Annotated in this window: 18 protein-coding genes; 7 read left to right on the top strand and 11 right to left on the bottom strand. The window is 61.3% G+C overall.

Going from position 1 to position 22,860, the window contains the following annotated elements; translation table 11 throughout:
• Positions 1–121 precede the first annotated feature (121 nt).
• On the bottom strand, positions 122–1,336 hold the full coding sequence (locus AB4N80_RS06755; protein WP_305468777.1) for a cytochrome P450 family protein: 1,215 nt from the start codon (positions 1,334–1,336) through the stop codon (positions 122–124).
• Between the two features lie 144 nt (positions 1,337–1,480).
• Between AB4N80_RS06755 and AB4N80_RS06750 the strand changes: the two genes are divergently transcribed.
• Complete coding sequence (locus tag AB4N80_RS06750) at positions 1,481–2,638, top strand: serine hydrolase domain-containing protein (protein WP_122567454.1); 1,158 nt, start codon at positions 1,481–1,483, stop codon at positions 2,636–2,638.
• A 114-nt stretch (positions 2,639–2,752) separates the two neighbouring features.
• Here AB4N80_RS06750 and AB4N80_RS06745 read toward each other — a convergent pair whose 3' ends face one another.
• Positions 2,753–3,877, bottom strand: a complete 1,125-nt coding sequence (locus AB4N80_RS06745; protein ID WP_122567455.1) for a transglycosylase SLT domain-containing protein — start codon at positions 3,875–3,877, stop codon at positions 2,753–2,755.
• Between the two features lie 187 nt (positions 3,878–4,064).
• Here AB4N80_RS06745 and AB4N80_RS06740 point away from each other — a divergent pair, with 187 nt between their 5' ends.
• The 4 genes from AB4N80_RS06740 (at position 4,065) to AB4N80_RS06725 (ending at position 9,914) form a co-directional block, all read left to right on the top strand.
• Positions 4,065–4,556, top strand: coding sequence for a CesT family type III secretion system chaperone (locus tag AB4N80_RS06740; protein ID WP_122567456.1), 492 nt, complete (start codon positions 4,065–4,067; stop codon positions 4,554–4,556).
• 9 nt (positions 4,557–4,565) lie between these two features.
• Positions 4,566–6,701, top strand: a complete 2,136-nt coding sequence (locus AB4N80_RS06735; protein WP_460081231.1) for a type III effector — start codon at positions 4,566–4,568, stop codon at positions 6,699–6,701.
• Positions 6,702–7,061: 360 nt separating this feature from the next.
• Positions 7,062–9,467 (top strand): penicillin acylase family protein, encoded by a 2,406-nt coding sequence (locus AB4N80_RS06730; RefSeq protein ID WP_460081228.1) that lies wholly within the window; start codon positions 7,062–7,064, stop codon positions 9,465–9,467.
• Between the two features lie 105 nt (positions 9,468–9,572).
• Complete coding sequence (locus AB4N80_RS06725) at positions 9,573–9,914, top strand: carboxymuconolactone decarboxylase family protein (protein ID WP_014340738.1); 342 nt, start codon at positions 9,573–9,575, stop codon at positions 9,912–9,914.
• Between the two features lie 882 nt (positions 9,915–10,796).
• Here AB4N80_RS06725 and AB4N80_RS06720 read toward each other — a convergent pair.
• The 8 genes from AB4N80_RS06720 to AB4N80_RS06685 all read right to left on the bottom strand — a co-directional run bounded on the left by AB4N80_RS06720 (position 10,797) and on the right by AB4N80_RS06685 (position 19,958).
• Complete coding sequence (locus tag AB4N80_RS06720) at positions 10,797–11,684, bottom strand: ABC transporter permease subunit (RefSeq protein ID WP_122567460.1); 888 nt, start codon at positions 11,682–11,684, stop codon at positions 10,797–10,799.
• Entirely contained in the window at positions 11,681–12,601 is a 921-nt protein-coding gene (locus AB4N80_RS06715; RefSeq protein ID WP_122567461.1) for an ABC transporter permease subunit, read from the bottom strand. Before AB4N80_RS06715 ends, AB4N80_RS06720 begins: the two co-directional genes overlap by 4 nt.
• A complete protein-coding gene (locus AB4N80_RS06710; RefSeq protein WP_122567462.1) occupies positions 12,598–13,740 on the bottom strand; it encodes an ABC transporter ATP-binding protein in 1,143 nt (380 codons plus the stop codon). Before AB4N80_RS06710 ends, AB4N80_RS06715 begins: the two co-directional genes overlap by 4 nt.
• A gap of 59 nt (positions 13,741–13,799) precedes the next feature.
• The gene (locus AB4N80_RS06705) at positions 13,800–14,897 is read right to left on the bottom strand and encodes a polyamine ABC transporter substrate-binding protein (protein ID WP_122567463.1); all 1,098 of its coding nucleotides are present in this window, start codon (positions 14,895–14,897) and stop codon (positions 13,800–13,802) included.
• 183 nt (positions 14,898–15,080) lie between these two features.
• A complete protein-coding gene (locus tag AB4N80_RS06700; RefSeq protein ID WP_122567464.1) occupies positions 15,081–16,178 on the bottom strand; it encodes a polyamine ABC transporter substrate-binding protein in 1,098 nt (365 codons plus the stop codon).
• Positions 16,179–16,359: 181 nt separating this feature from the next.
• Positions 16,360–17,724 carry an aspartate aminotransferase family protein gene (locus tag AB4N80_RS06695; RefSeq protein ID WP_092203149.1) on the bottom strand — a complete coding sequence of 455 codons (1,365 nt, stop codon included), beginning with the start codon at positions 17,722–17,724 and terminating at the stop codon, positions 16,360–16,362.
• 58 nt (positions 17,725–17,782) lie between these two features.
• Positions 17,783–19,141, bottom strand: a complete 1,359-nt coding sequence (locus AB4N80_RS06690; protein ID WP_003206640.1) for a glutamine synthetase family protein — start codon at positions 19,139–19,141, stop codon at positions 17,783–17,785.
• 40 nt (positions 19,142–19,181) lie between these two features.
• Positions 19,182–19,958, bottom strand: coding sequence for a gamma-glutamyl-gamma-aminobutyrate hydrolase family protein (locus AB4N80_RS06685; protein ID WP_122567466.1), 777 nt, complete (start codon positions 19,956–19,958; stop codon positions 19,182–19,184).
• A 278-nt stretch (positions 19,959–20,236) separates the two neighbouring features.
• Here AB4N80_RS06685 and AB4N80_RS06680 point away from each other — a divergent pair, with 278 nt between their 5' ends.
• Both AB4N80_RS06680 and AB4N80_RS06675 read left to right on the top strand, forming a co-directional pair.
• Positions 20,237–21,613, top strand: coding sequence for a glutamine synthetase family protein (locus AB4N80_RS06680; RefSeq protein WP_025216023.1), 1,377 nt, complete (start codon positions 20,237–20,239; stop codon positions 21,611–21,613).
• Between the two features lie 245 nt (positions 21,614–21,858).
• Entirely contained in the window at positions 21,859–22,494 is a 636-nt protein-coding gene (locus AB4N80_RS06675; RefSeq protein ID WP_122567467.1) for a TetR/AcrR family transcriptional regulator, read from the top strand.
• Between the two features lie 128 nt (positions 22,495–22,622).
• On the opposite strand, the gene AB4N80_RS06670 is transcribed toward AB4N80_RS06675, so the two are convergent.
• A complete protein-coding gene (locus AB4N80_RS06670; RefSeq protein ID WP_003177394.1) occupies positions 22,623–22,838 on the bottom strand; it encodes a TOBE domain-containing protein in 216 nt (71 codons plus the stop codon).
• Positions 22,839–22,860: the final 22 nt, after the last annotated feature.

Below are 22,860 nucleotides of genomic sequence, written 5' to 3'. Positions count from 1 at the left end.
GCGGCAGGCTTCAGGGCCGCTTCGCAGCCCAACGGGGATAAATCCCCTCGCCACACATTCATACGCCCTCTCAAGTAAACCGCATGCACCGTCACCTGGGCGTCTCCCGGCAGCAACCGCCTCAGTCCACCGACCAGCACACCGGCAACGCCTCCGGCCCCCGGAAGTTGGGGACGTAACGCCAGCGTACGGCGCTGGGATCGACCGTCAATCGCAGCCCAGGGCAACACCGAAGAAGCGTATTCAATGCAATTTCCAACTCCTGCCGGGCCAGCGAGGCGCCCAGGCAGTAGTGAGTGCCCTTGCCGAAAGACATGTGTGGGCAGGCCGGGCGAGTGATGTCGAGCGTGTCAGGATTGGCACACAGCGCTTCGTCACGATTGGCCGAACCCACCACCGCAATCAGCAGTTGCCCGCGCAGCAAACGCTGCCCGGCCAGCTCGGTGTCCCGGGTGACGAAGCGGACCATGGCCCGCTCCACCGACGAGTCATAACGCAGAAGCTCTTCGACCGCGCCGGGCATCAACTTCGGCTCATCGCGCAATCGCGCCAGCGCCTTCGGGTGCTGCACGAGCATGTGCACAGCATTGCCGATCATCGACGCCGACGTTTCGTGCCCGGCGATGATCAGCAGCGCAATCATGCTGCACAGCTCACTTTGGCTGAGCATGCTGCCCTCTTCCTCGACCTGCACCAATGCCGACACCAGGTCGTCGCCCGGCTGCGCCCGACGCTGGTCTATCAATGCAAGCATGTAGCCGGCGAATTCGTTGTAGCAACGCTGCAACTCGCTCAGGTCGTGCCCCACCTGCTGGACGATCATGTGGGACCAGCGGCGGAAATCGTCACGGTCTTGCGCAGGGACGCCAAGCAATTCGGCGATGACGGTGATCGATAACGGGAATGCATATTGGCTCACCACGTCCATTCGCCCGCTCGACCGCACGGGCTCCAGCAACGTCTCGGCGATCTGCTCGATACGCGGCCGCAGAGCGTTCACCGCCTTCAACGTGAAGGCCTTGTTGACCAGGCGACGCAAGCGGCGATGACTGTCGCCATCACGGTTGAGCATGTGTTCGTTAAGGAACGCGATCGATTGCTCGCCACCGAGCATCGCGGCGAACTGCGCATCGATCCGCGACGGGTCACGGGCGAAGCGCTCGTTGTCCAGCAGCACCTCCTCGACTTCCCGGGCACCGGTGACGTACCACATCGGCAACTGTCCTTCGGCCTGGCTGAGGAACACCGGAGACGTCTGGCGCAGCGCCGCATAATGCCGATAGGCCTCGCCGCGAAACGCGTCGCTATTGAAATCAAGGGTACGCTCGTAAGCCATGAACACTCTCCAGGGGCATGAATCGTTGCTCCTTGAGTGGCAAGGCTGGCCAAAAAGATCCCTGTGGGATCTGGACCCGTCGGTGAACCGTTTGCACAGCTGGCGTCACTCAAGGAAAAACACCAACCCTTGCGTGGAGCTGACATGACGCGTGCACTTGCTATCCATGGCCAATGCGACACCCGCTTCGAACCGGTCAAAGAGGCGTTTATCCGACTGATGCAGAGCCCTTTCGAACGCGGTGCCGCCCTTTGCATCCAGATTGACGGCGAAACCGTTATCGACCTGTGGGCCGGCATTGCCGGGCCGGAACCGGACAGCCATTGGCAGCGCGACACGCTGCTCAATCTGTTTTCCTGCACCAAGCCCTTCACAGCGGTGGCGATCATGCAGTTGGTCGGCGAAGGACGCCTGGACCTGGACGCGCCGGTCTGCCACTACTGGCCGGCCTTCGCCAACGCCGGTAAAGCGTCGATCACAGTGCGCCAGGTGCTTTGCCATCGCGCCGGGCTGCCGGCGTTGCGCACGCCCCTGGCACCGGAAACCCTCTACGACTGGAACACCATGACGGACCTGATCGCCGAGGAGCATCCCTGGGCCGCGGCAGGGGAACAGCAGACGTATTCGCCCTTGCTGTTCGGCTGGATCCTCGGCGAGCTGCTACGCCGGGTGGATGGTCTGACGCCGGCGCAAAGCATTCATCGGCGCGTGGCGGTGCCGCTCGGGCTGGATTTCCACATCGGCCTGGACGATGCGACCATCGCTCGCTGCGCTTACATGGCGCGCACCAAGGACGAGATCGACGATGAAGCCTTTGGCCGGGTGCTGAACGATGTGCTCAACGCGCCGACCGCCATGAGTGCCCTGGCCTTCGCCAATCCGCCGATGGTACTGGGGCGCAGTAACGAAACCGGCTGGAAACGCATGACCCAACCCGCGGCCAACGGACACGGCAATGCCCGCAGCCTGGCAGCGTTCTACACCGGCCTGCTCGACGGGCGATTACTGGAGTCGCCGTTGCTCAACGAAATGTTGTGCGAGCACAGCGCCGAATACGATCCGACCATCCAGACCCCAACGCGTTTTGGCCTGGGCATCATGCTCAACCAGCCAGACGTGGCGAACGGCAGTTACGGCATGGGCAGCGAGGCGTTCGGCCACATGGGCGCCGGAGGCACTATCGGGTTTGCCGACCCTGAACGCGGGGTGGCGTTCGGCTTCGCCTGCAACACCATTGGCTCCTACGTCTTGATGGACCCGCGCGCACGCGGCTTGGCCAATGTCGCGATGGGCTGCCTGTAGACCCCGGATGGAAGAATTAGTAGCCGGCTGGCGCGGATCGATCGTTCCCACGCTCCTGCGTGGGAATGTCGCCAGGGACGCTCCGCGTTCCGCTTCTGGAAGGTGACGATCGGCTCAAACTCCTGGTGGCGCGGCCACCTCCGCCACCTGCGGCTCGGCCGCGCCGGTATCGGGAGCGCCAACCATGGGCTCTTCGCTACCAGGCACGCGGGGCAGCGCCGCCTTGGCGATCATGTCCGGTTGGGCCTGCAACCGGCGCGACGCTTCCAAGGGCATCAGCAAGCGCCCCCGGGCCCGGCCACGCGCGGCGGGGTTGAGCATGCGCAACTCTCGCTCATGAACACCGGACAACAGCGCCAGGTGCGCCAGGTCCACGGGCTGCGCCAAGGCGACCATCTGGAAATATGGCTGGTCGGCGATGGGCGCCAGGCTCACGCCATAGTCCGCGGGCGCATTCACCAGTTGCGACAGCGCCAGCAGCCGCGGCACATAGTTCTGGGTCTCACCGGGCAACGACAGGTTCCAATAATTGGTCGCCAGGCCGCGGGCGCGATTGCGCGTGATGGCGTCGCGTACCCGCCCTTCCCCGGCGTTATAGGCGGCCAGCGCCAGCAGCCAGTCGCCGTCGAAGTAATCGTGCAGATAGGACAAATAATCCAGGGCGGCCCGCGTCGACGATGGAATGTCACGGCGCTCGTCATAGTCGCCTCGCTGCTGCAACTGGTAACGGCGTCCCGTGGCGGGGATGAATTGCCACAGGCCCATGGCCTGGGCGGGCGATTGGGCGTTCGGATTGAACCCGCTCTCGATGGCCGGCAACAGTGCCAGTTCCAGCGGCATGTTGCGCTTGTTCAGTTCCCCCACGATGAAGTGCAAGTAACGGCTGCCGGCACGCCCGGTCTGGGTGAGAAACGCCGGGCGCGCCATCAGCCAGCGGCGCTGCTCATCGACGCGCGCCACACCCTGGGTCTTGGCCTGCAAGGAAAATCCCTGGCGCATGCGCGCCCACAGGCTACCGCCGCTTTGCGGGGCCAACTCACTGATCTGGATGATGGTGTCCGTAGGCGCCGGCTCCAGCCAGCGCAGTTGCGAACGATAAGGCTCGTTGGCGGAAGGATCGCCAATGGTCAACTGCGGTTCGAGGTGCTGGCAGCCATACAGCAAGGTCCCCATGGCCAGCATGGACAACCCTTTGGGGACGAAGCGAAGAGCCGGCGAAGGTGCAAGTGATCGGGACATGGGCGGTCGACCTTGAATGAGGTGGCGCCATTGGGTGGCAGATCACAGGACACTGGTTCCACGCAGGTCATCCAGCGCGCTGGCATTGGGCGGCAACGGCGCTCGGTTGGAACCGAAATGCCGCGGGTGTCACTCACCATGGGCAGCAGGCGCTCGTCGGCGCCTGGATGACAATGCGAGGTCACTCATGGCGTCACCCACCTATTGCAAGCTGATCGATCAGCTCTGCGCACTCACGATGATTCCCACCCCGTCAGCGTTCTACGAACAGGCGAACCTGTCGGTCAAGGATGTGGACTTTTCCCTGAAGCACACCCCAGGCGCGGGCGAAGGAGACGTGTTCATCTACTGCGGCTTTGGGCCGTTGCCCGTGGCGAATCGGGAAGCGGTTCTGCAACGGCTGTTGGAAACCAACCTGTACCTGCTGAGCGGGGCGTTCTGCCCTTCCCTGTCTTACAACCGTGACAGCGAACAGGTGATCCTGATCGGCCACGTGCCCCTGGAAACCCTCACGGCCGAGCGCCTGCTCGGGCTGATGGGCGGGGCTGCCGACATGGCGCTGATTTGGCGCGATGGCTACTTCTTCGACGGCCCCGACACGGGTCGCGACGCCAAGCCTGCCCAGGCGCCAAACCCCATCAAGCGTCATTCAGGACTCAACAGCGCCTTGTCGCTCTAGGAGAAAACCATGGCAGATTTATCCGTAAGCCAGAACCAAGGCCTCGCGGCATTGCGCCAACAGCAGGACGATGAAATCAGACCGGTGGGAGGCAACCTTGCCGAGCAGGTTCGTCCCTCCACGACCCCTTTGGTGCCCTACCATTTCACCGGCAGTTCCACCGATTCGACGCAGCAGGCCTTCGCCAGCAAAAAGACCCGCCTGGAGGGGATGATCGGCAGGCTGGGCAAAAAGGACCCTGAAGCAGATCCCATCGGCTTTGCCCGGGCACATATGACCCTGGAAGGCAAGGCACTGAGCTACGCGCCTGGAACGAGTTATCAGGACATGCACCAGCATCTGGCCGAGCTGGGCGGCAAGACGCACCCGATGCTGTCGGGCCGCAAGGAAACCGAAGACTTCACCACCGCCCTCGACAAATACCTGAACAGCAGCGAAGAAGCACGGGACGCCAGCGGCGGTTTCAAAGCCGTCTGGGATGCCCATTGCGAGCGCGTGGGCAACACCCTCGGGGCCTATCATTCGTTATGCCAGGAAGTCATCGACAACTCCCAGGGGCATGAGGACCTTGCGCACCTGGAGCGCAGCCATGCCGCCTTCCGGGGCTACGCCAAGGGTGTGGTGAAGGCCATGACCGAGGAAATGCCCACACGCCTGAGCACGTTCCTGGACAGCCGTATCGCCCACGCGCAAGAGGCCGCCAGCAACGAGGCCCTGCCCAAGGCCGAGCAGGACAGCGCGCGGGATCAATTGATCCAACTGCAGGAAGTGCGCACGGAGCTCGGTGAGTTGCTGAAAAAGGATGAGGCCAAGCCAGCCACCCCGAGCAAGCTCGATAAGGCGACGAAGGCAAACGATGGGCTGGACACCGCCTTGAAGAACATCGCGCGCCAGGACCATGTCGCCGAACTCAAGACCCAGACCGGCTTCGTCACTGGCCTGGCGGTCTTCGTCGACGCGGGAATTCCCCAGGGCGTTGCGTCCGCCGGCCACTTCGGCGCAAGCACCGCGGCGATCGATGAAGCGATGGCGGATACGGCCTATGGCAAACATGTCGCCGCGACCTCAGCCGTCCTTGGTACGGCGCACAAGGTGATCAGCGACGGCATTCGCCCGTTTGTCCAGGTGGTGGTCGACAAGACCATCGGCAAGGGCCTGGCCAAAGTCGACCCGTTGGCGGTGTACCCCAAGCCCTTGCAGGAGATCACCGTGAACGGGCGTCGGGTCGCCAACCCGCAATTCGCGACACTCGACGCTTCCCAGGCGCAAAAGCGCGACGAGTTCAAACTGAAACAGAACGCCAACAACTTTGGCACCATGAGCGGTGACTTCACCGGCTACCTTGCCTTCGGGGCCGCTCACGCGGTGCGCGACACGTTGGATCAGTTCAGCTCGGTAAACGCCTCGGGTATCGCCGCCCGCAGCCTCGCTTCGGCGGTGGGCGGCACCTTCATGGCGGGCGGCCAGGCCGTGGCGAAATATGCGCAGACCCATGGTGACGAGCAGATTCCCACCTATCGGGTCACAAAAGAAAACCGGAACTGGGGCGAACTGTTGCCCAAGGCCTTTTCCGAGGCGAAGGACAAACTCAACCCTATCAGCATGACCAACCTCAGCGACCTCTCCAACCGGTTCGTCAGCGTCGGCGAAGGGATCGCCCTGCGAACCGCAGTGGGCGGCGCGTCCGAGGCGGGCGACGACGCCCCGGTGCAGAAAAAACTCGAGCAGGTGGTCGCGACGTTCTACAACTCCGGCCTGACCCTGTTCCCGTTCTTTGCCAACAGCGTGGCAGCCCCGTTGGAAAACAAGGCGATGAATGAAGACAAGGAGGACAACCTCGCCCAGCGTGCAAACGTGCCATTGCAGAACGTCCTGCATCCCAACCGCGACACCCTCCCTCATACCCAGCCGGAAGGCTTGCGGCGCAATCTGGAGAACACCTACCACGTGGCTCGCGGCTTTACCCAGATCGTTCCCCAAACCGCTATCGCGGGTCTCAACCTGGGCGCCAACAAGGTCAAAAACCTCACCACGCGATCCAAGAACGCGCTCCCGGACAACAATCTGGAGCTGGCGGAACGCGGCGAAGCACGGCCCCAGGGCGGGCCGTCCAACGAACCAACACCCACCACCCGGCCAAGCTGATGAACTCGCCGAGCCATCCTTCGCTGGCTTGACGATCACCGGTTGAAACCGCCCTTCTAGCTACGCCGGCCGCAGGAGCCTCCTGTGGCCGGCCCTCGCGACACACGCCGACTCACATCCCTTTGCGCTTCGACGACGGCCGACGTGATTGCCGCGCCGATCGACGATAGCCTCCCGACTCGCGGCGCCGGCCTCCAAAACCCGGCCGCTGCCCGAGACTTTCCACCGCCTATACTCCCGCCCGCGAGGCGACTTGGAGAAAATCCCTCCGACGGACGATGCGCCGGGAAGCAGCCGTATGCTAAACAGGGAATCAACAGCGAGGCCATGGAACCGCTGTCACCAGAATAAGGACTCACCATGAAACGCACCCTCATCGCCTTCCTGTCATTGATCGTCACCGCGATCATCGTCGCGGGCGGCTACCTCTACAGCAAGCAGCCCACCCGCCAGGGCACGATGCAGTTGCAAGGGCTGCAGGGCTCGGTGACAGTGCGCTACGACGAACGCGGTGTGCCGCATATCCGCGCCGAAAACGAAACCGACCTCTACCGCGCCCTCGGTTATGTCCATGCCCAGGACCGGCTGTTTCAAATGGAGCTCATGCGCCGTCTGGCCCGGGGCGAGTTGGCCGAGGTACTGGGGCCAAAGCTGCTGGACACCGACAAGCTGATGCGCAGCCTGCGCATCCGCGAGCGCGCCGCGGCCTATGTGACCGAACAAGATCCGCAATCCCCGGCCTGGATCGCCATGCAAGCGTACCTGGACGGGATCAATGCCTACCAGGACAGCCACACCCGGCCCGTGGAGTTCGATGTGCTGGGCATTCCCAAGCGTCCCTTCACTGCTGAAGACACCGTGAGCATCACCGGCTACATGGCCTACAGCTTTGCCGCCGCCTTTCGCACCGAACCCCTGTTGACCTATGTGCGCGATCAACTGGGTGCCGAGTACCTGAACATCTTCGACCTCGACTGGCAGCCCCAGGGCGTGCTGGACGAAGGTCGCAAGACTGGCCTGCCATTGGCCGCCGCCGACTGGAAAGACCTCAACGCCCTGGCCCGCCTGAGCGAGCAAGCCCTGGCCGAAAACGGTCTGCCGCAATTCGAGGGCAGCAACGCCTGGGCGGTTGCCGGCAGCCGTACCCGCAGCGGCAAGCCGTTGCTGGCGGGCGATCCGCACATCCGCTTTTCCGCGCCGTCGGTGTGGTACGAGGCGCATCTGTCGGCTCCGGGTTTCGAACTCTACGGGCAGTACCAGGCGCTGCTGCCCTTTGCGACGCTGGGCATGAACAAGGATTTCGGCTGGAGCGTCACCATGTTCCAGAACGACGACCTGGACCTGATCGCCGAGAAGGTCAACCCGGACAATCCCGAGCAGGTCTGGTACCGCGACAAATGGGTCGACATGGCTCGCAGCGAGCAGCAGATCGCGGTCAAGGGCCAGGCACCGGTGACGCTGGTGCTGCGCCAGTCGCCCCACGGTCCGATCGTCAACGATGCCCTCGGTGCGAACGCCGGCAAGACCCCGGTCGCCATGTGGTGGGGGTTCCTGGAAAGTCGCAACCCGATCCTCGACGCCTTTTACCAGCTCAACCGCGCCGATACCCTGGCCAAGGCGCGTGGCGCCTCGGCCAATATCCACGCCCCCGGATTGAACGTGGTGTGGGCCAACGCCAAGGGCGATATCGGCTGGTGGGCCGCGGCGCAATTGCCCAAACGTCCAATCGGCGTGAAGCCCGGGTTCATCCTCGATGGCAGTAGCCCGGAGGCGGAAAAGGAAGGCTTCTATCCGTTCAGTAGCAATCCCCAGGAAGAGAATCCGGCGCGGGGCTACATCATTTCGGCCAATTTCCAGCCGGTGCCGGCCAGCGGCATCGAGATTCCCGGTTACTACAACCTCGCCGACCGTGGCCAGCAACTCAACCGTCAGCTCAGCGACAAGCAGGCGAAGTGGGACCTGGAAGCTACCCAGAAACTGCAACTGGGCACCACCACCGCCTACGGCCCTCGCCTGCTCGCGCCTTTACTGCCGGTGCTGCGTGAAGTGGTCAGCGACCCACAGCAACGCAAATGGGTGGAGCAACTGGCCCAATGGCCGGGCGATTATCCCCTGGACTCCATCAGCGCCACGCTGTTCAACCAGTTCCTGTTCAACCTGGCCGACGCCGCCCTGCACGATGAACTGGGCGATGGGTTCTTCGAGACCGCTCTGTCGACCCGGGTGATCGACGCAGCCCTGCCACGCCTCGCGGCCTCCGAGGATTCACCATGGTGGGATGACCGCACGACCCTCGGCACGGAAACCCGTGCCGATACCGTGAAAAAGGCCTGGGACAAGAGCCTCGCCCACCTGAAGGCCACCCTCGGCGAAGACGCCACGCAATGGCGATGGGGCAAGGCCCACACCTTGACCCACGGCCACCCGCTGGGGCTGCAGAAACCACTGGACCGGATCTTCAACGTCGGCCCGTTCGCCGCGCCGGGCACCCATGAAGTGCCCAACAACCTCTCCGCCAAAATCGGCCCGGCGCCGTGGCCGGTGACCTACGGGCCTTCGACCCGGCGCATCATCGACTTCGCCGACCCGAGCCACAGCGTCACCATCAACCCCGTCGGCCAGAGCGGCGTACCGTTCGACAAGCATTACGAGGATCAGGCCGAGGCGTACATCGAGGGGCTGTATCACCAGGCGCACCTGGCCGAGGAGGAAGTGACGGCCAATACCCATGGCACCTTGAAGCTGTTGCCGGCCAGGGCGCCCTGAATCGGACGCGCAGGTCTTTTCCCATCGTTAACCGGGCTTGATCGTCATGGATGGTCAAGACTACAGGGGCTCATTCCCCCCGCCTCTTCCACAGGAGTCAATGCTATGTTCAATAACTGGTCCGAGCTGCTGCCCACCATCAAGAGCGCCTTTGGCGCCCTGGGCAAAAGCAATCCGAAGATGGTCAAGGCCTACATGGCCCTGGACGAAGCCGCGGCTGAGAACAATGTGCTCGATGCCAAGACCCGCGAACTGATCTCCATCGCCGTCGCCATCACCACCCGCTGTGACGGCTGCATCGGCGTACACACCGACGCCGCCATCAAGGCCGGCGCCACCCGCGAAGAAATCGCCGCCACCCTGGCCACCGCCGTGTCACTGAATGCCGGCGCGGCGTACATCTACTCCCTGCGAGCCTTGGAGGCCCATGACGCGTTGAAGAAGTGAGTGGCGAATAACCCGCCCACCGCTATCGCGAGCAAGCTCGCTCCCACAATGGGATCTGCGTTCGACCGCGGATTTGCAGGCGCCCCAAAAAACCTGTGGGAGCGGGCTTGCTCGCGATGGCGGACTGACCTTCAACCTCTTCGTCGACTGTCACACCGCTATCGCGAGCAAGCTCGCTCCCACAATGGGATTTGCGTTCGACTGCGGATTTGCAGGCGCCCCAAAAAACCTGTGGGAGCGGGCTTGCTCGCGATGACGGACTGACCTTCAACCTCTTCGTCGACTGTCACACCGCTATCGCGAGCAAGCTCGCTCCCACAATGGGATTTGCGTTCGACCGCGGATTTGCAGGCGCCCCAAAAAACCTGTGGGAGCGAGCTTGCTCGCGGTGGCGGACTGACCTTCAACCTCTTCGTCGACTGACACACCGCTATCGCGAGCAAGCTCGCTCCCACAATGGGATTTGCGTTCGACCGCGGATTTGCAGGCGCCCCAAAAAACCTGTGGGAGCGAGCTTGCTCGCGATGGCGGACTGACCTTCAACCTCTTCGTCGACTGACACACCGCTATCGCGAGCAAGCTCGCTCCCACAATGGGATCTGCGTTCGACCGCAGATTTGCAGGCGCCCCAAAAAACCTGTGGGAGCGGGCTTGCTCGCGGTGGCGGACTGACCTTCAACCTCTTCGTCGACTGTCACACCGCTATCGCGAGCAGGCTCGCTCCCACAATGGGATCTGCGTTCGACCGCGGATTTGCAGGCGCCCCAAAAAACCTGTGGGAGCGGGCTTGCTCGCGAAAGCGGTGTATCAGCCAACATGAATGTTGAATGTACTTCCGTCTTCGCGAGCAATCCCGCTCCCACATTTGGCGCCAGTGTCGGGTTAGACCGGTGCGGTCTCGGCCCGGCGGACTTGCGGTTGTTTCCAGGAGTCGGCGGCGCTTTCTTCGATGGCTTGCTGGATCGCGCGCTTGCGATTTTCTTCGGCGCGGCGGCTGAAATACCAGACCAGGAAGGTCACCAGCGACACCGCCAGCAGGATCAGGCTCGCCACGGCGTTGATTTCCGGTTTGACCCCCAGGCGCACGGCCGAGAACACTTCCATCGGCAAGGTCGTCGAGCCGGGGCCGGAAACGAAACTCGCCAGCACCAGGTCATCCAGGGACAACGCGAACGACATCATGCCCCCCGCTGCCAACGACGGCGCGATCATCGGGATAGTGATCAGGAAGAACACCTTCCACGGCCGCGCACCGAGGTCCATGGCCGCCTCTTCGATGGACAGGTCCAGCTCACGCAAGCGTGCCGAGACCACCACCGCCACATAGGCCGCGCAGAACGTGGTGTGGGCGATCCAGATCGTGACGATGCCACGCTCCTGGGGCCAGCCGATCATCTGCGCCATGGCCACGAACAGCAGCAACAGCGACAGACCGGTGATCACTTCCGGCATCACCAGCGGCGCGGTGACCAAGCCACCGAACAGCGTGCGGCCCTTGAAGTGGGTGATGCGGGTCAACACGAAAGCCGCCAGCGTACCCAGGGCCACCGCGGCAATCGCCGTGTAGCAGGCGATTTCCAGCGAGCGCATCACCGAGCCCATCAACTGGCTGTTGTCCAGCAGGCCGACGTACCACTTGATCGACCAACCGCCCCACACCGTCACCAGCTTCGAGGCGTTGAACGAGTAGATCACCAGGATCAGCATCGGCGCGTAGATAAACAGCAAACCCAGCACCAGCATCAGGCTTGAAAAACTGAAGCGCTTCATTCCTTGCCCTCCATTTCTTTGGCCTGACTGCGGTTGAACAGGATGATGGGCACGATCAGGATCGCCAGCATCACCACCGCCAGGGCGGAAGCCACCGGCCAGTCTCGGTTATTGAAGAATTCCTGCCACAGCACTTTGCCGATCATCAGGGTTTCCGGGCCACCCAGCAGTTCCGGGATCACGAACTCGCCCACCACGGGAATGAACACGAGCATGCAGCCGGCGATGATGCCGTTCTTGGACAGCGGCACGGTGATTTTCCAGAAGCTGTTGAAGGTGCTCGAACCCAGGTCCGACGCGGCTTCCAACAGGCTGGCGTCATGTTTTACCAGGTTGGCGTACAACGGCAGGATCATGAACGGCAGATAGGAGTAGACGACCCCGATATACACCGCCAGGTTGGTGTTGAGGATCTGCAGCGGTTCGCTGATCCAGCCCATGCTCAACAAAAAGCCGTTGAGCAAGCCGTTGTTGCTGAGGATGCCCATCCACGCATAGACGCGGATCAGGATCGCGGTCCAGGTGGGCATCATGATCAGCAGTACCAGCACCGTCTGCATCTCTTTGCGGGCGTTGGCGATGCCATAGGCCATCGGGTAGCCGATCAACAGGCACAAGGCCGTGCTGATCAGGGCCATCTTCAGCGAGCCAAGGTAGGCAGCGATGTACAACTCGTCCTCGCTCAGCATCGCGTAGTTGGCGAGGTTGAGCAGCACCTGCAGCTTCTGGTCGACGTAGCTGTAGATCTCGGTGTACGGCGGGATGGCCACGTCGGCTTCGGCGAAGCTGATCTTCAAGACGATGAAGAACGGCAGCATGAAGAACAGGAACAGCCAGATGAAAGGCACCCCGATGACCAGTTGACGGCCACCGGGCGTTATTCGATCAAGTCGGCGTTTGAATTTGCGCATGTTCATGAGCGAAGTACCACGCCGCTGTCGTCTTCCCACCAGACGAATACCTGGTCGCCCCAGGTCGGACGCTGGCCACGGCGTTCGGCGTTGGCGACGAAGGATTGCACCAACTTGCCGCTCGGCAGCTCGACGTAGAACACCGAGTGGCCGCCCAGGTAGGCGATGTCATGGACCTTGCCGCTGGACCAGTTGTGCTCGCAGGTCGGCTGCTCGGACGTAACCAACAGTTTTTCCGGGCGAATGGCATAGGTCACGGACTTGTCCTGCACCGAGGTGCTGATGCCGTGGCCAACGTAGATGTTGCGGTCCAGGTCCTTGCAAGTCAGCACCGCGTGGCCTTCGGCGTCATCCACCACTTCGGTCTCGAAGATGTTGACGTTGCCGATGAACTCGCAGACCAGCCGGCTGGTCGGGGTTTCGTAGATGTCGATTGGGCTGCCGATCTGGGCGATCCAGCCCAGGTGCATGATCGCGATGCGTTCGGCCATGGTCATGGCCTCTTCCTGGTCGTGAGTCACCATGACGCAGGTCACGCCGACCCGCTCGATGATCTCCACCAACTCCAGCTGCATCTGCGAGCGCAGCTTCTTGTCCAGCGCGCCCATCGGCTCGTCGAGCAGCAACAGCTTCGGCCGCTTGGCCAGGGAACGGGCCAGGGCCACACGCTGGCGCTGGCCGCCGGAGAGCTGGTGCGGCTTGCGCTTGGCGTACTGGCTCATCTGCACCAGTTTGAGCATCTCCGCCACGCGGGCATCGATCTCGGCCTTCGGGATCTTGTCCTGTTGCAGGCCGAAGGCGATGTTCTGCGCCACGGTCATGTGCGGGAACAAGGCGTAGGACTGGAACATCATGTTGATCGGCCGCTCATAGGGCGGCATGTCGGTGATGTCCACACCGTCGAGGAAAATCCGTCCCTCGGTGGGCCGCTCGAAACCGGCCAGCATGCGCAGCAAGGTGGATTTGCCCGATCCCGAACCGCCGAGCAAGGCGAAGATCTCGCCTTTCTTGATTTCCAGGGACACATCGTCCACGGCAATCGTCTCGTCGAACTTCTTCGTGACCCGGTCGATTTTGACCAGCACCTGTTTGGGTGTCTGGTCGCCCTCGAGGGCTTTCTTATAGGCGCCGGAGGCAACTGCCATTTACGAAACTCCCACAAAATTTGCAGTTCGCCCCACGCGGACGAACAAGGGTGTTGAGGTTATTTACCCGACTTGACCTTGGTCCAGCTGCGGGTCATGAGTCGTTGGATCTTGGGCGGCAACTCGGAGTTGACATAGAGCTTGTCGACGACCGCTTGCGGTGGATAAACCGCTTCATCGGTGCGTACTTTCTGGTCCATCAGTTCGCCAGCCTTCGGGTTCGGGTTGGCATAACCGACAACGTCGCTGACTTGGGCGATGACCTCAGGCTTGAGCACATAGTTGATGAAGGCATGCGCTTGCTTGACGTTAGTGGCGTCACGCGGGATCGCCAGCATGTCGAACCAGAGGTTGCCGCCTTCCTTGGGAATCACGTAGGCGATATCGACGCCCTTGCCGGCTTCACTGGCACGTTCGCGGGCCTGGAAGATGTCGCCGGAGAAACCGGCCGCCACGCAGATCTCGCCATTGGCCAGATCGGAGATGTACTTGGAGGAGTTGAAGTAGGTCACGTAAGGCCGGATCTTGAGCAACTGCGCCTCGGCCTTCTTGTAGTCTTCAGGGTCTTCGCTGTTGGGGTTCAGGCCCAGGTAGTTGAGCATCGCCGGGATCATTTCGTCGCCCGAGTCGAGGAACGAAACGCCGCAGCTGGACAACTTCTTGATGTTTTCCGGCTCGAACAACATGGCCCACGAATCGATCTTGTCGACGCCCAGGACCGCCTTGATCTTCTCGACGTTATAGCCGATACCGTTAGTGCCCCACAGGTAAGGCACGGCGTACTGGTTGCCCGGGTCGTTCTTTTCCAGGCGCTTGAGCAGCACAGGGTCGAGGTTGGCGTAGTTGGGCAACTGCGCCTTGTCGAGCTTCTGGAACGCCCCGGCCTTGATCTGCTTGCCCAGGAAGTGGTTGGACGGCACGACCACGTCGTAACCGGTGCGCCCGGCCAGCAACTTGCCTTCCAGGGTTTCGTTGGAGTCGAACACGTCATACACCGGCTTGATGCCCGTGGCTTTTTCGAAATCCGCCAGGGTGGTCTCGCCAATGTAGTCCGACCAATTATAAATATGCACGGTGGAGGCGGCCTGGACGCTGACAGCGAGCGTCAGGCCGGCACCGACCAGCAAGGCGTTGCGTAACAAAGAAAAGACTGGCACGTGGAGGTCCTCTTAAATAGTTGGGCCCAAGTTGCCCCCGTTACTTGGCCACGATGGGCCCTGCAACAAAACCGGCGCGCAACTTACCCTCGATAAACCGATCCCGCAAAACTTTTAGTTATTGAATGCTCCTGTTGCCGCCGCCGCGATGCCAGCAACAACAGGAGGATGCTTCAGGCCGGCTTATTTACCGGATTTGATCTTGGTCCAGCTGCGAGTCAGGATCCGCTGGGTTGCCGACGGCAGGTCGGCGATGGCGTACAGCTTGGCCTTCACTTCATCCGATGGATAAATGCTCGGGTCGCCGGAGATTTCCTTGTCCACCAAAGCGGTGGCGGCCTTGTTACCGTTAGGGAAACGCACGTTGTCGGTGATCTCCGCCATGATTTCCGGCTGCATGATGAAGTTCATCCACTTATAAGCGGCCTCGACGTTTTCGGCATCCTTGGGAATGGCGACCATGTCGTAGAACGAACCGGCACCTTCCTTGGGAATGGTGTAGGCCACTTTCACTTTGCCGCCAGCCTCGGCAGCTCGGCTCTTGGATTGCTCGATATCACCCGAATAGCCCACGGCGACGCAGATGTTGCCGTTGGCCAGGTCGGAAATGTATTTGGACGAGTGGAAGTAACCGATCGATGGACGCAACTTGAGGAACAGTGCTTCGGCCTCGGCCAATTGCTTCTTGTCCTGGCTGTCGGTCGGGTAGCCAAGGTAATGCAGGGCCACCGGAATCATTTCGGTTGGCGAATCGAGGAAACTTACGCCGCAGCTCTTGAGCTTGGCGATGTTCTCGGGCTTGAGCAGGGTGTCCCAGGAGTCGATCTTGTCGACGCCCAATGCGGCCTTGACCTTCTCGGGGTTGTAACCGATGCCGATGGTGCCCCACATATAAGGGAAGGCGTGTTTGTTGCCCTGGTCGCTGGCATCGCCGACAGCCTTGAGCAGGTCGGTGTCCAGGTTCTTCCAGTTCGGCAGCTTGGACTTGTCCAGTTCCTGGTAGACACCGGCCTTGATCTGCTTGGCCAGGAAATTGTTCGACGGCACCACGATGTCATAACCGGACTTGCCGGCCAGCAACTTGGCTTCCAGGGTTTCGTTGCTGTCGAACACGTCGTAGACGACTTTGATCCCCGTTGCTTTCTCGAACTTGGCGACGGTGTCCGGCGCAATGTAGTCGGACCAGTTATAGACATGCAGCACTTTGTCGTCCGCCTGGACGGCGCCCGCCATCACGCCCATCAGGGACATGGCGAGGAGGGTCTTGCCAGCTATCTTCATACCTAATGCCTTCATGGATTGATGCTCCAGTTATTCTTTTTAGCCACGTTCAGCAGCCGGCTCGCGGGCAACTTGAACAGCGGGTAGTCTGGCAAGTTACAGGCCAGGCTTTCAACACAAGCCCAGCCTTTTGTTTACGCTGGGCGAGGCCCTTGCAGGCACCTCGCTCAGAGCCTAGCACTTAGCCTTGCAATGCATTGAGGGTCAGGTCCAGACACTGCCGCGCCTTGGTCACCAGCTCATCGATCTCGGCCTTGCTGATCACCAGCGGCGGCGCAATGATCATGGTGTCGCCCACCGCGCGCATGATCAGCCCGTTATCGAAACAGAACTGCCGGCAGATCATGCCCACGCCCTTGCCTTCGTAGCGCTTGCGCGTGGCCTTGTCCTGGACCAGTTCGATCGCCCCCAGCAAACCGACCCCGCGTACTTCACCCACCAGCGGATGATCGTTCAGTTCCCGCAAACGCTTCTGCAAATAGGGTGCCGTTTCGCTGTGGACACGCTCGATGATCTTCTCGTCGCGCAGGATGCGGATGTTTTCCAGGGCCACCGCCGCGGCCACCGGGTGACCGGAGTAGGTAAACCCGTGGTTGAAGTCACCGCCTTCGTTGAGCACCGCGACCACGTCGTCGCGCACGATCAACCCGCCCATGGGGATGTAGCCAGAGGTCAGGCCCTTGGCGATGGTCATCATGTGCGGTTTCAACCCGTAATGATCGGTACCGAACCACTCACCGGTACGGCCGAAGCCACAGATCACTTCATCAGCCACGAACAGAATGTCGTACTTGGCGAGGATTTCCTTCATGCGCGGCCAGTAGCTGTCCGGCGGCACGATTACGCCACCGGCGCCCTGGATCGGCTCGGCGATGAAGGCACCGACGTTGTCCACGCCGATCTCCAGGATCTTTTCTTCCAACTGGTTGGCCGCCCACACGCCGAACTCTTCGGGGCTCATGTCGCCGCCTTCGCCGAACCAGTAAGGCTGGGCGATGTGGACGATGCCCGGGATCGGCAGGTCGCCCTGCTCGTGCATATAGGTCATGCCGCCCAGGCTCGCGCCGGCGACGGTCGAACCGTGATAACCGTTCTTGCGGCTGATGATGACTTTCTTGTTCGGCTGGCCCTTGATCGCCCAATAGTGGCGGACCATGCGCAACATGGTGTCGTTGCCCTCGGAGCCGGAGCCGGTGAAGAACACATGATTCATGCCTTCAGGGGCGATGTCGGCGATGGCTTTGGACAATTCCAGCACCGGCGGGTGGGCCGTCTGGAAGAACAGGTTGTAGTACGGCAGTTCGCGCATCTGTTGGCTGGCGGCGTCGGCCAGTTCCTCGCGGCCATAACCGACCGCCACGCACCAGAGGCCGGCCATGCCGTCGAGGATCTTGTTGCCTTCACTGTCCCAGAGGTAGACGCCCTTGGCGTGAGTGATGATGCGCGGGCCTTTCTCTTTGAGCTGCTTGAAATCGCTGAACGGCGCCAGGTGGTGATCGTTGCTCAGGGCCTGCCATTCACGGGTTTGCGGGTTATTGCGGGTCATGCGAATTCTCCTGTGATCGGTGAGGGCGAAGCTGCCTTAAGCAGCTCCGCCCGGCGCTTCAGACGGCAAAGAGCAGGAATTCCCGCTCCCACGAACTGATGACGCGCTTGAAGTTTTCATGCTCGGCCCGCTTGACCGCGACGTAGCCTGTGATGAATTTCTTGCCCAGGTATTTCTCGATGGTGGTGCTGTTTTCCATGCGTTCCAGGGCGTCTTCGATGGTCAGCGGCAAACGCAGGTTGCGGCGTTCGTAACCACGGCCCACCACCGGCGCGCTCGGGTTGATGCCTTCGACCATGCCGATGAAGCCGCACAGCAGGCTGGCGGCAATTGCCAGGTACGGGTTGGCGTCGGCGCCCGGCAAGCGGTTTTCCACCCGACGGTTCTGCGGCCCGGCATCCGGCACGCGCAGGCCCACGGTGCGGTTCTCTTCGCCCCACTCCACGTTCACCGGCGCCGAGGTGTCCGGCAGGAAGCGGCGGAACGAGTTGACGTTGGGGGCGAACAGCGGCAACAGCTCGGGGATGAACTTCTGCAGACCGCCGATGTGGTGCAGGAACAGATCGCTCATGGTCCCGTCTTCATTGGAGAAGACGTTCTTGCCGGTTTCCTTGTCGATGATGCTCTGGTGCAAGTGCATCGCGCTGCCCGGCTCGCCGGTCATGGGCTTGGCCATGAACGTGGCCGCCACGTCGTGCTTGAGTGCCGCCTCGCGCATGGTGCGCTTGAACACCAGGATCTGGTCGGCCAGGGACAGGGCATCGCCATGACGGAAATTGATTTCCATCTGCGCCGTGCCGTCCTCGTGGATCAGGGTATCGAGGTCCAGTTCCTGCAGCTCGCACCAGTCGTAGACGTCTTCGAACAGCGGGTCGAATTCGTTGGCCGCTTCGATCGAGAAAGACTGGCGACCGGTTTCCGGGCGGCCGGAGCGACCAATGGGCGGTTGCAGCGGAAAGTCCGGATCGTCGCTGCGTTTGGTCAGGTAGAACTCCATTTCCGGCGCGACGATGGGCTGCCAGCCTTTGTCGGCGTAGAGCTTGAGCACTTTCTTGAGCACGTTGCGCGGCGACAGCTCGATGGGGTTGCCCTGCTTGTCATAGGCGTCGTGGATGACCTGGGCGGTGGGCTCGATGGCCCATGGCACAAGGAATACGGCGTTCTCGTCCGGGCGGCAGATCATGTCGATGTCAGCCGGGTCGAGCAGTTCGTAATAGATGTCGTCTTCGACATAGTCGCCCGTAACGGTCTGGAGCAGAACGCTCTCGGGCAGACGCATGCCTTTCTCGGCGATGAACTTGTTGGTCGGCGAGATCTTGCCCCGGGTGATACCGGTCAGGTCGCCAATCATGCATTCGACTTCTGTGATCTTGTGGTCTTTCAACCAATCGGTGAGCTGGTCGAGGTTGTTACTCATAAATGCCTCTAGGCGTGAGTTTCCTGACTGCTATTAGTCGTCAGGCGTTGTTTGACGCATCCGCGTCGCGTTGTGTTGCCCTTGCGCGGCAGGCATCGCCAAATGCCTGGAAAATCGCAAGGTAGTGCGGGTTAGAGCTTACCTCCCATTCAGGGTGCCATTGCACACCTAAAGCAAAAGCCTTGCCTTCTAATACCGAAATAGCCTCGATCAGGCCGTCCGGCGCCACCGCTTCGGCCCGCAAGCCAGGTGCCAGGCGCTCGATACCCTGGCTGTGGATCGAGTTGACGTCTATCCATTGAGGCAACCCCAGGCCTGCCAGTACGCCGCCAGGCTGGATATGCACGGTGTGGGCAGGACCGTATTGGACGTCCACCGCTTGAGTATCGTCTTCACGATGATCGATAAACGTTCCCACTTCATGAACCTTCTGATGCAGGCTGCCGCCAAAGGCTACGTTCATCTCCTGGAAACCACGGCAGATGCCCAGCACCGGGACGCCCGCCGCGACAGCGGCGCGGATCAGCGGCAGGGTGGTGGCGTCCCGTGCAGGATCATGGGCAGTGCCCGGCGCGCTGGCTGGGCCCTGGTAGTGAAAAGGTTCTACATTGGAAGGAGAGCCGGTAAAGAGAATACCGTCCAGGGCGTCCAGAATATCGGACGGCGCGAACAGATCCGCCAAGGACGGGAGCAGCACTGGCAAGCCCTTGGCGGCTGTCGCGACAGCCCGGGAATATTTATCGCCACTGGCGTGATAAGCATGCAGACCCATCTGCTTGGAGCAGGTGGTGACGCCGATTAACGGCAGGCGAGACATGAAGCACCCCGGTATTATTGCTGTTATGGGTTTGAATCGAGCTTAGCCTTGTTCATTTTTTTACACAACACCCCCGTAAAAAATACAACACGGCCCGCTCAAGCCTGCGGGCGCCAAGGCCCTTAAAGGGAAAAAAACGCCCTAAATTGCCTCAAAAAAGCCCTGCAGGTGCTTTTTTAGGGCAAAAAAGGCCCTGCTTGACTTCGGCATGCCGTTCGGGTTGACTGGCTTTCGAAGAGATCAATGATTGATATTTTTAACAACAAAGGTGTTGCATCATGTCGGTACCCCCGCGTGCCGTTCAGCTTAACGAAGCGAACGCGTTCCTTAAGGAACATCCTGAGGTTCTGTACGTTGACCTTCTGATTGCGGATATGAATGGTGTGGTGCGCGGCAAGCGCATAGAACGCACCAGCCTCCACAAGGTTTACGAGAAAGGCATCAACCTGCCGGCCTCTTTATTTGCTCTGGATATCAATGGCTCTACGGTGGAAAGCACCGGCCTGGGCCTGGACATCGGTGATGCTGACCGAATCTGTTATCCAATCCCTGACACCCTGTGCAACGAGCCTTGGCAGAAGCGCCCTACTGCGCAACTGTTGATGACCATGCACGAACTCGAAGGCGAACCTTTCTTCGCCGACCCGCGTGAAGTCCTGCGACAGGTCGTGACCAAGTTCGATGAACTGGGTCTGACCATCTGCGCCGCATTCGAGTTGGAGTTCTACCTGATCGACCAGGAGAACGTGAATGGACGCCCACAACCGCCTCGCTCGCCGATTTCCGGCAAACGCCCGCATTCGACACAGGTCTACCTGATCGATGACCTCGACGAATACGTCGATTGCCTCCAGGACATTCTGGAAGGGGCCAAGGAGCAAGGCATTCCCGCCGACGCCATCGTCAAGGAAAGTGCCCCGGCGCAGTTCGAAGTGAACCTGCACCACGTGGCCGATCCGATCAAGGCGTGCGACTACGCGGTCCTGCTCAAGCGCCTGATCAAGAACATCGCCTACGACCATGAAATGGACACCACCTTCATGGCCAAGCCGTATCCGGGCCAGGCGGGCAATGGGTTGCACGTCCACATTTCGATTCTGGATAAAGACGGCAAGAATATCTTTGCCAGCGAGGATCCCGAGCAGAACGCCGCACTGCGTCACGCGATCGGCGGTGTGCTCGAGACCCTGCCCGCGCAGATGGCTTTCCTCTGCCCGAACGTCAACTCCTACCGTCGTTTCGGCGCACAGTTCTACGTGCCGAACTCGCCGACCTGGGGCCTGGACAACCGCACCGTGGCCTTGCGCGTGCCCACCGGCTCGGCCGATGCCGTGCGTCTGGAACACCGCGTCGCCGGCGCCGATGCCAACCCCTACCTGCTGATGGCGGCAGTGTTGGCGGGTGTGCACCATGGCCTGGTCAACAAGATCGAGCCCGGTGCGCCGGTGGAAGGCAACAGCTACGAGCAGAACGAGCAAAGCCTGCCGAACAACTTGCGCGATGCACTGCGCGAGCTCGACGACAGTGAAGTCATGGCCAAGTACATCGATCCGAAATACATCGATATCTTCGTGGCCTGTAAGGAAAGTGAGCTGGAGGAGTTCGAACACTCCATCTCCGACCTCGAATACAACTGGTACCTGCATACCGTGTAAGCGGTTGCGGTAAAAAAGAAACGCCGCAGGCCTTATGGCCTGCGGCGTTTTTTTATGGAGGCTGGTTGAATGGCCGCCTTCGGCGGATCGCGAGCAAGCTCAGCTCCCACAGGGGTTCTTTGTGATCATTTGACCTGATTCACAATGTATTGCTCTGTGGGAGCAAGGCTTGCCCGCGATGAGGGCTTGGCAGACAACACAGAAATCGACTCGTACAATGCCCGGCAGCCCCGCAGGAGAGCTTCATGACACGCATCGCCGCACCCCGCAAACCCCGCGCACGCAGCCAGGCCCGGATCGACACCATTCTCGATGCCGCCCGTACACTGCTTGCCGCCGAAGGCGTGGCCAGCCTGTCGATCTACAGCGTCGCCGAGCGCGCCGGGATCCCGCCCTCTTCCGTGTACCACTTCTTCGCCAGCGTCCCGGCCCTGCTCGAAGCCCTGACCGCCGATGTCCACGCCGCCTTTCGCGCGGGCCTGCAAGCACCGATCGATCATGCAGCGCTGAACCACTGGCACGACCTGTCACGGCTGGTGGAACAGCGCATGCTCGCCATCTACAGCCAGGACGCCGCCGCTCGCCAGCTGATCCTGGCCCAGCACGGCCTGACCGAAGTCACCCAGGCCGACCGCCAGCACGACCTTGAGCTGAGTGACTTGATGCACAAGGTATTCGACCACCATTTCGCCCTGCCGCCCTTGCCTAAAGACGTCGACGTGTTCGCCCTGGCCATGGAACTGGGCGACCGCGTCTACGCCCGCTCGATACAACAGCACGGCCAGATCACCCCGCGCATGGCCGAAGAAGGCATGCGGGTGTTCGATGCGTACCTGGGACTGTATCTGCCGCCGTATCTCCCCAAGCGTGAAGCCCCCTGACCCCTGTGGCGAGGGGATTTATCCCCTCGCCACAAAGGCCCCCTTCTAACCTCACCAAGCGTATTCACCGGCCACCAAAAAGAACCCCGAAGGGCTCACGCCGTCCGGGGCTGTGGGTGAAACATCGTTCACAACTTGGCGATAGACACCTCAGTGGATTTGACGAAGGCGATCACTTCACTGCCGATCGCCAGCTCCAGCTCCTTGACCGAGCGGGTAGTGATGACCGACGTGACGATGCCGGAAGCGGTCTGCACGTCGATTTCCGACAGCACGTCGCCTTCGACGATTTCCTTGATGGTGCCTTTGAACTGGTTGCGTACGTTGATGGCTTTGATAGTCATGGTGTCGATTCCTGTCTGGATG

The organism is Pseudomonas sp. H3_A02 (genome assembly GCF_054671965.1).
Note: the sequence above shows the minus strand (reverse complement) of the source record. Positions and strands in the feature narration are given on the sequence as shown.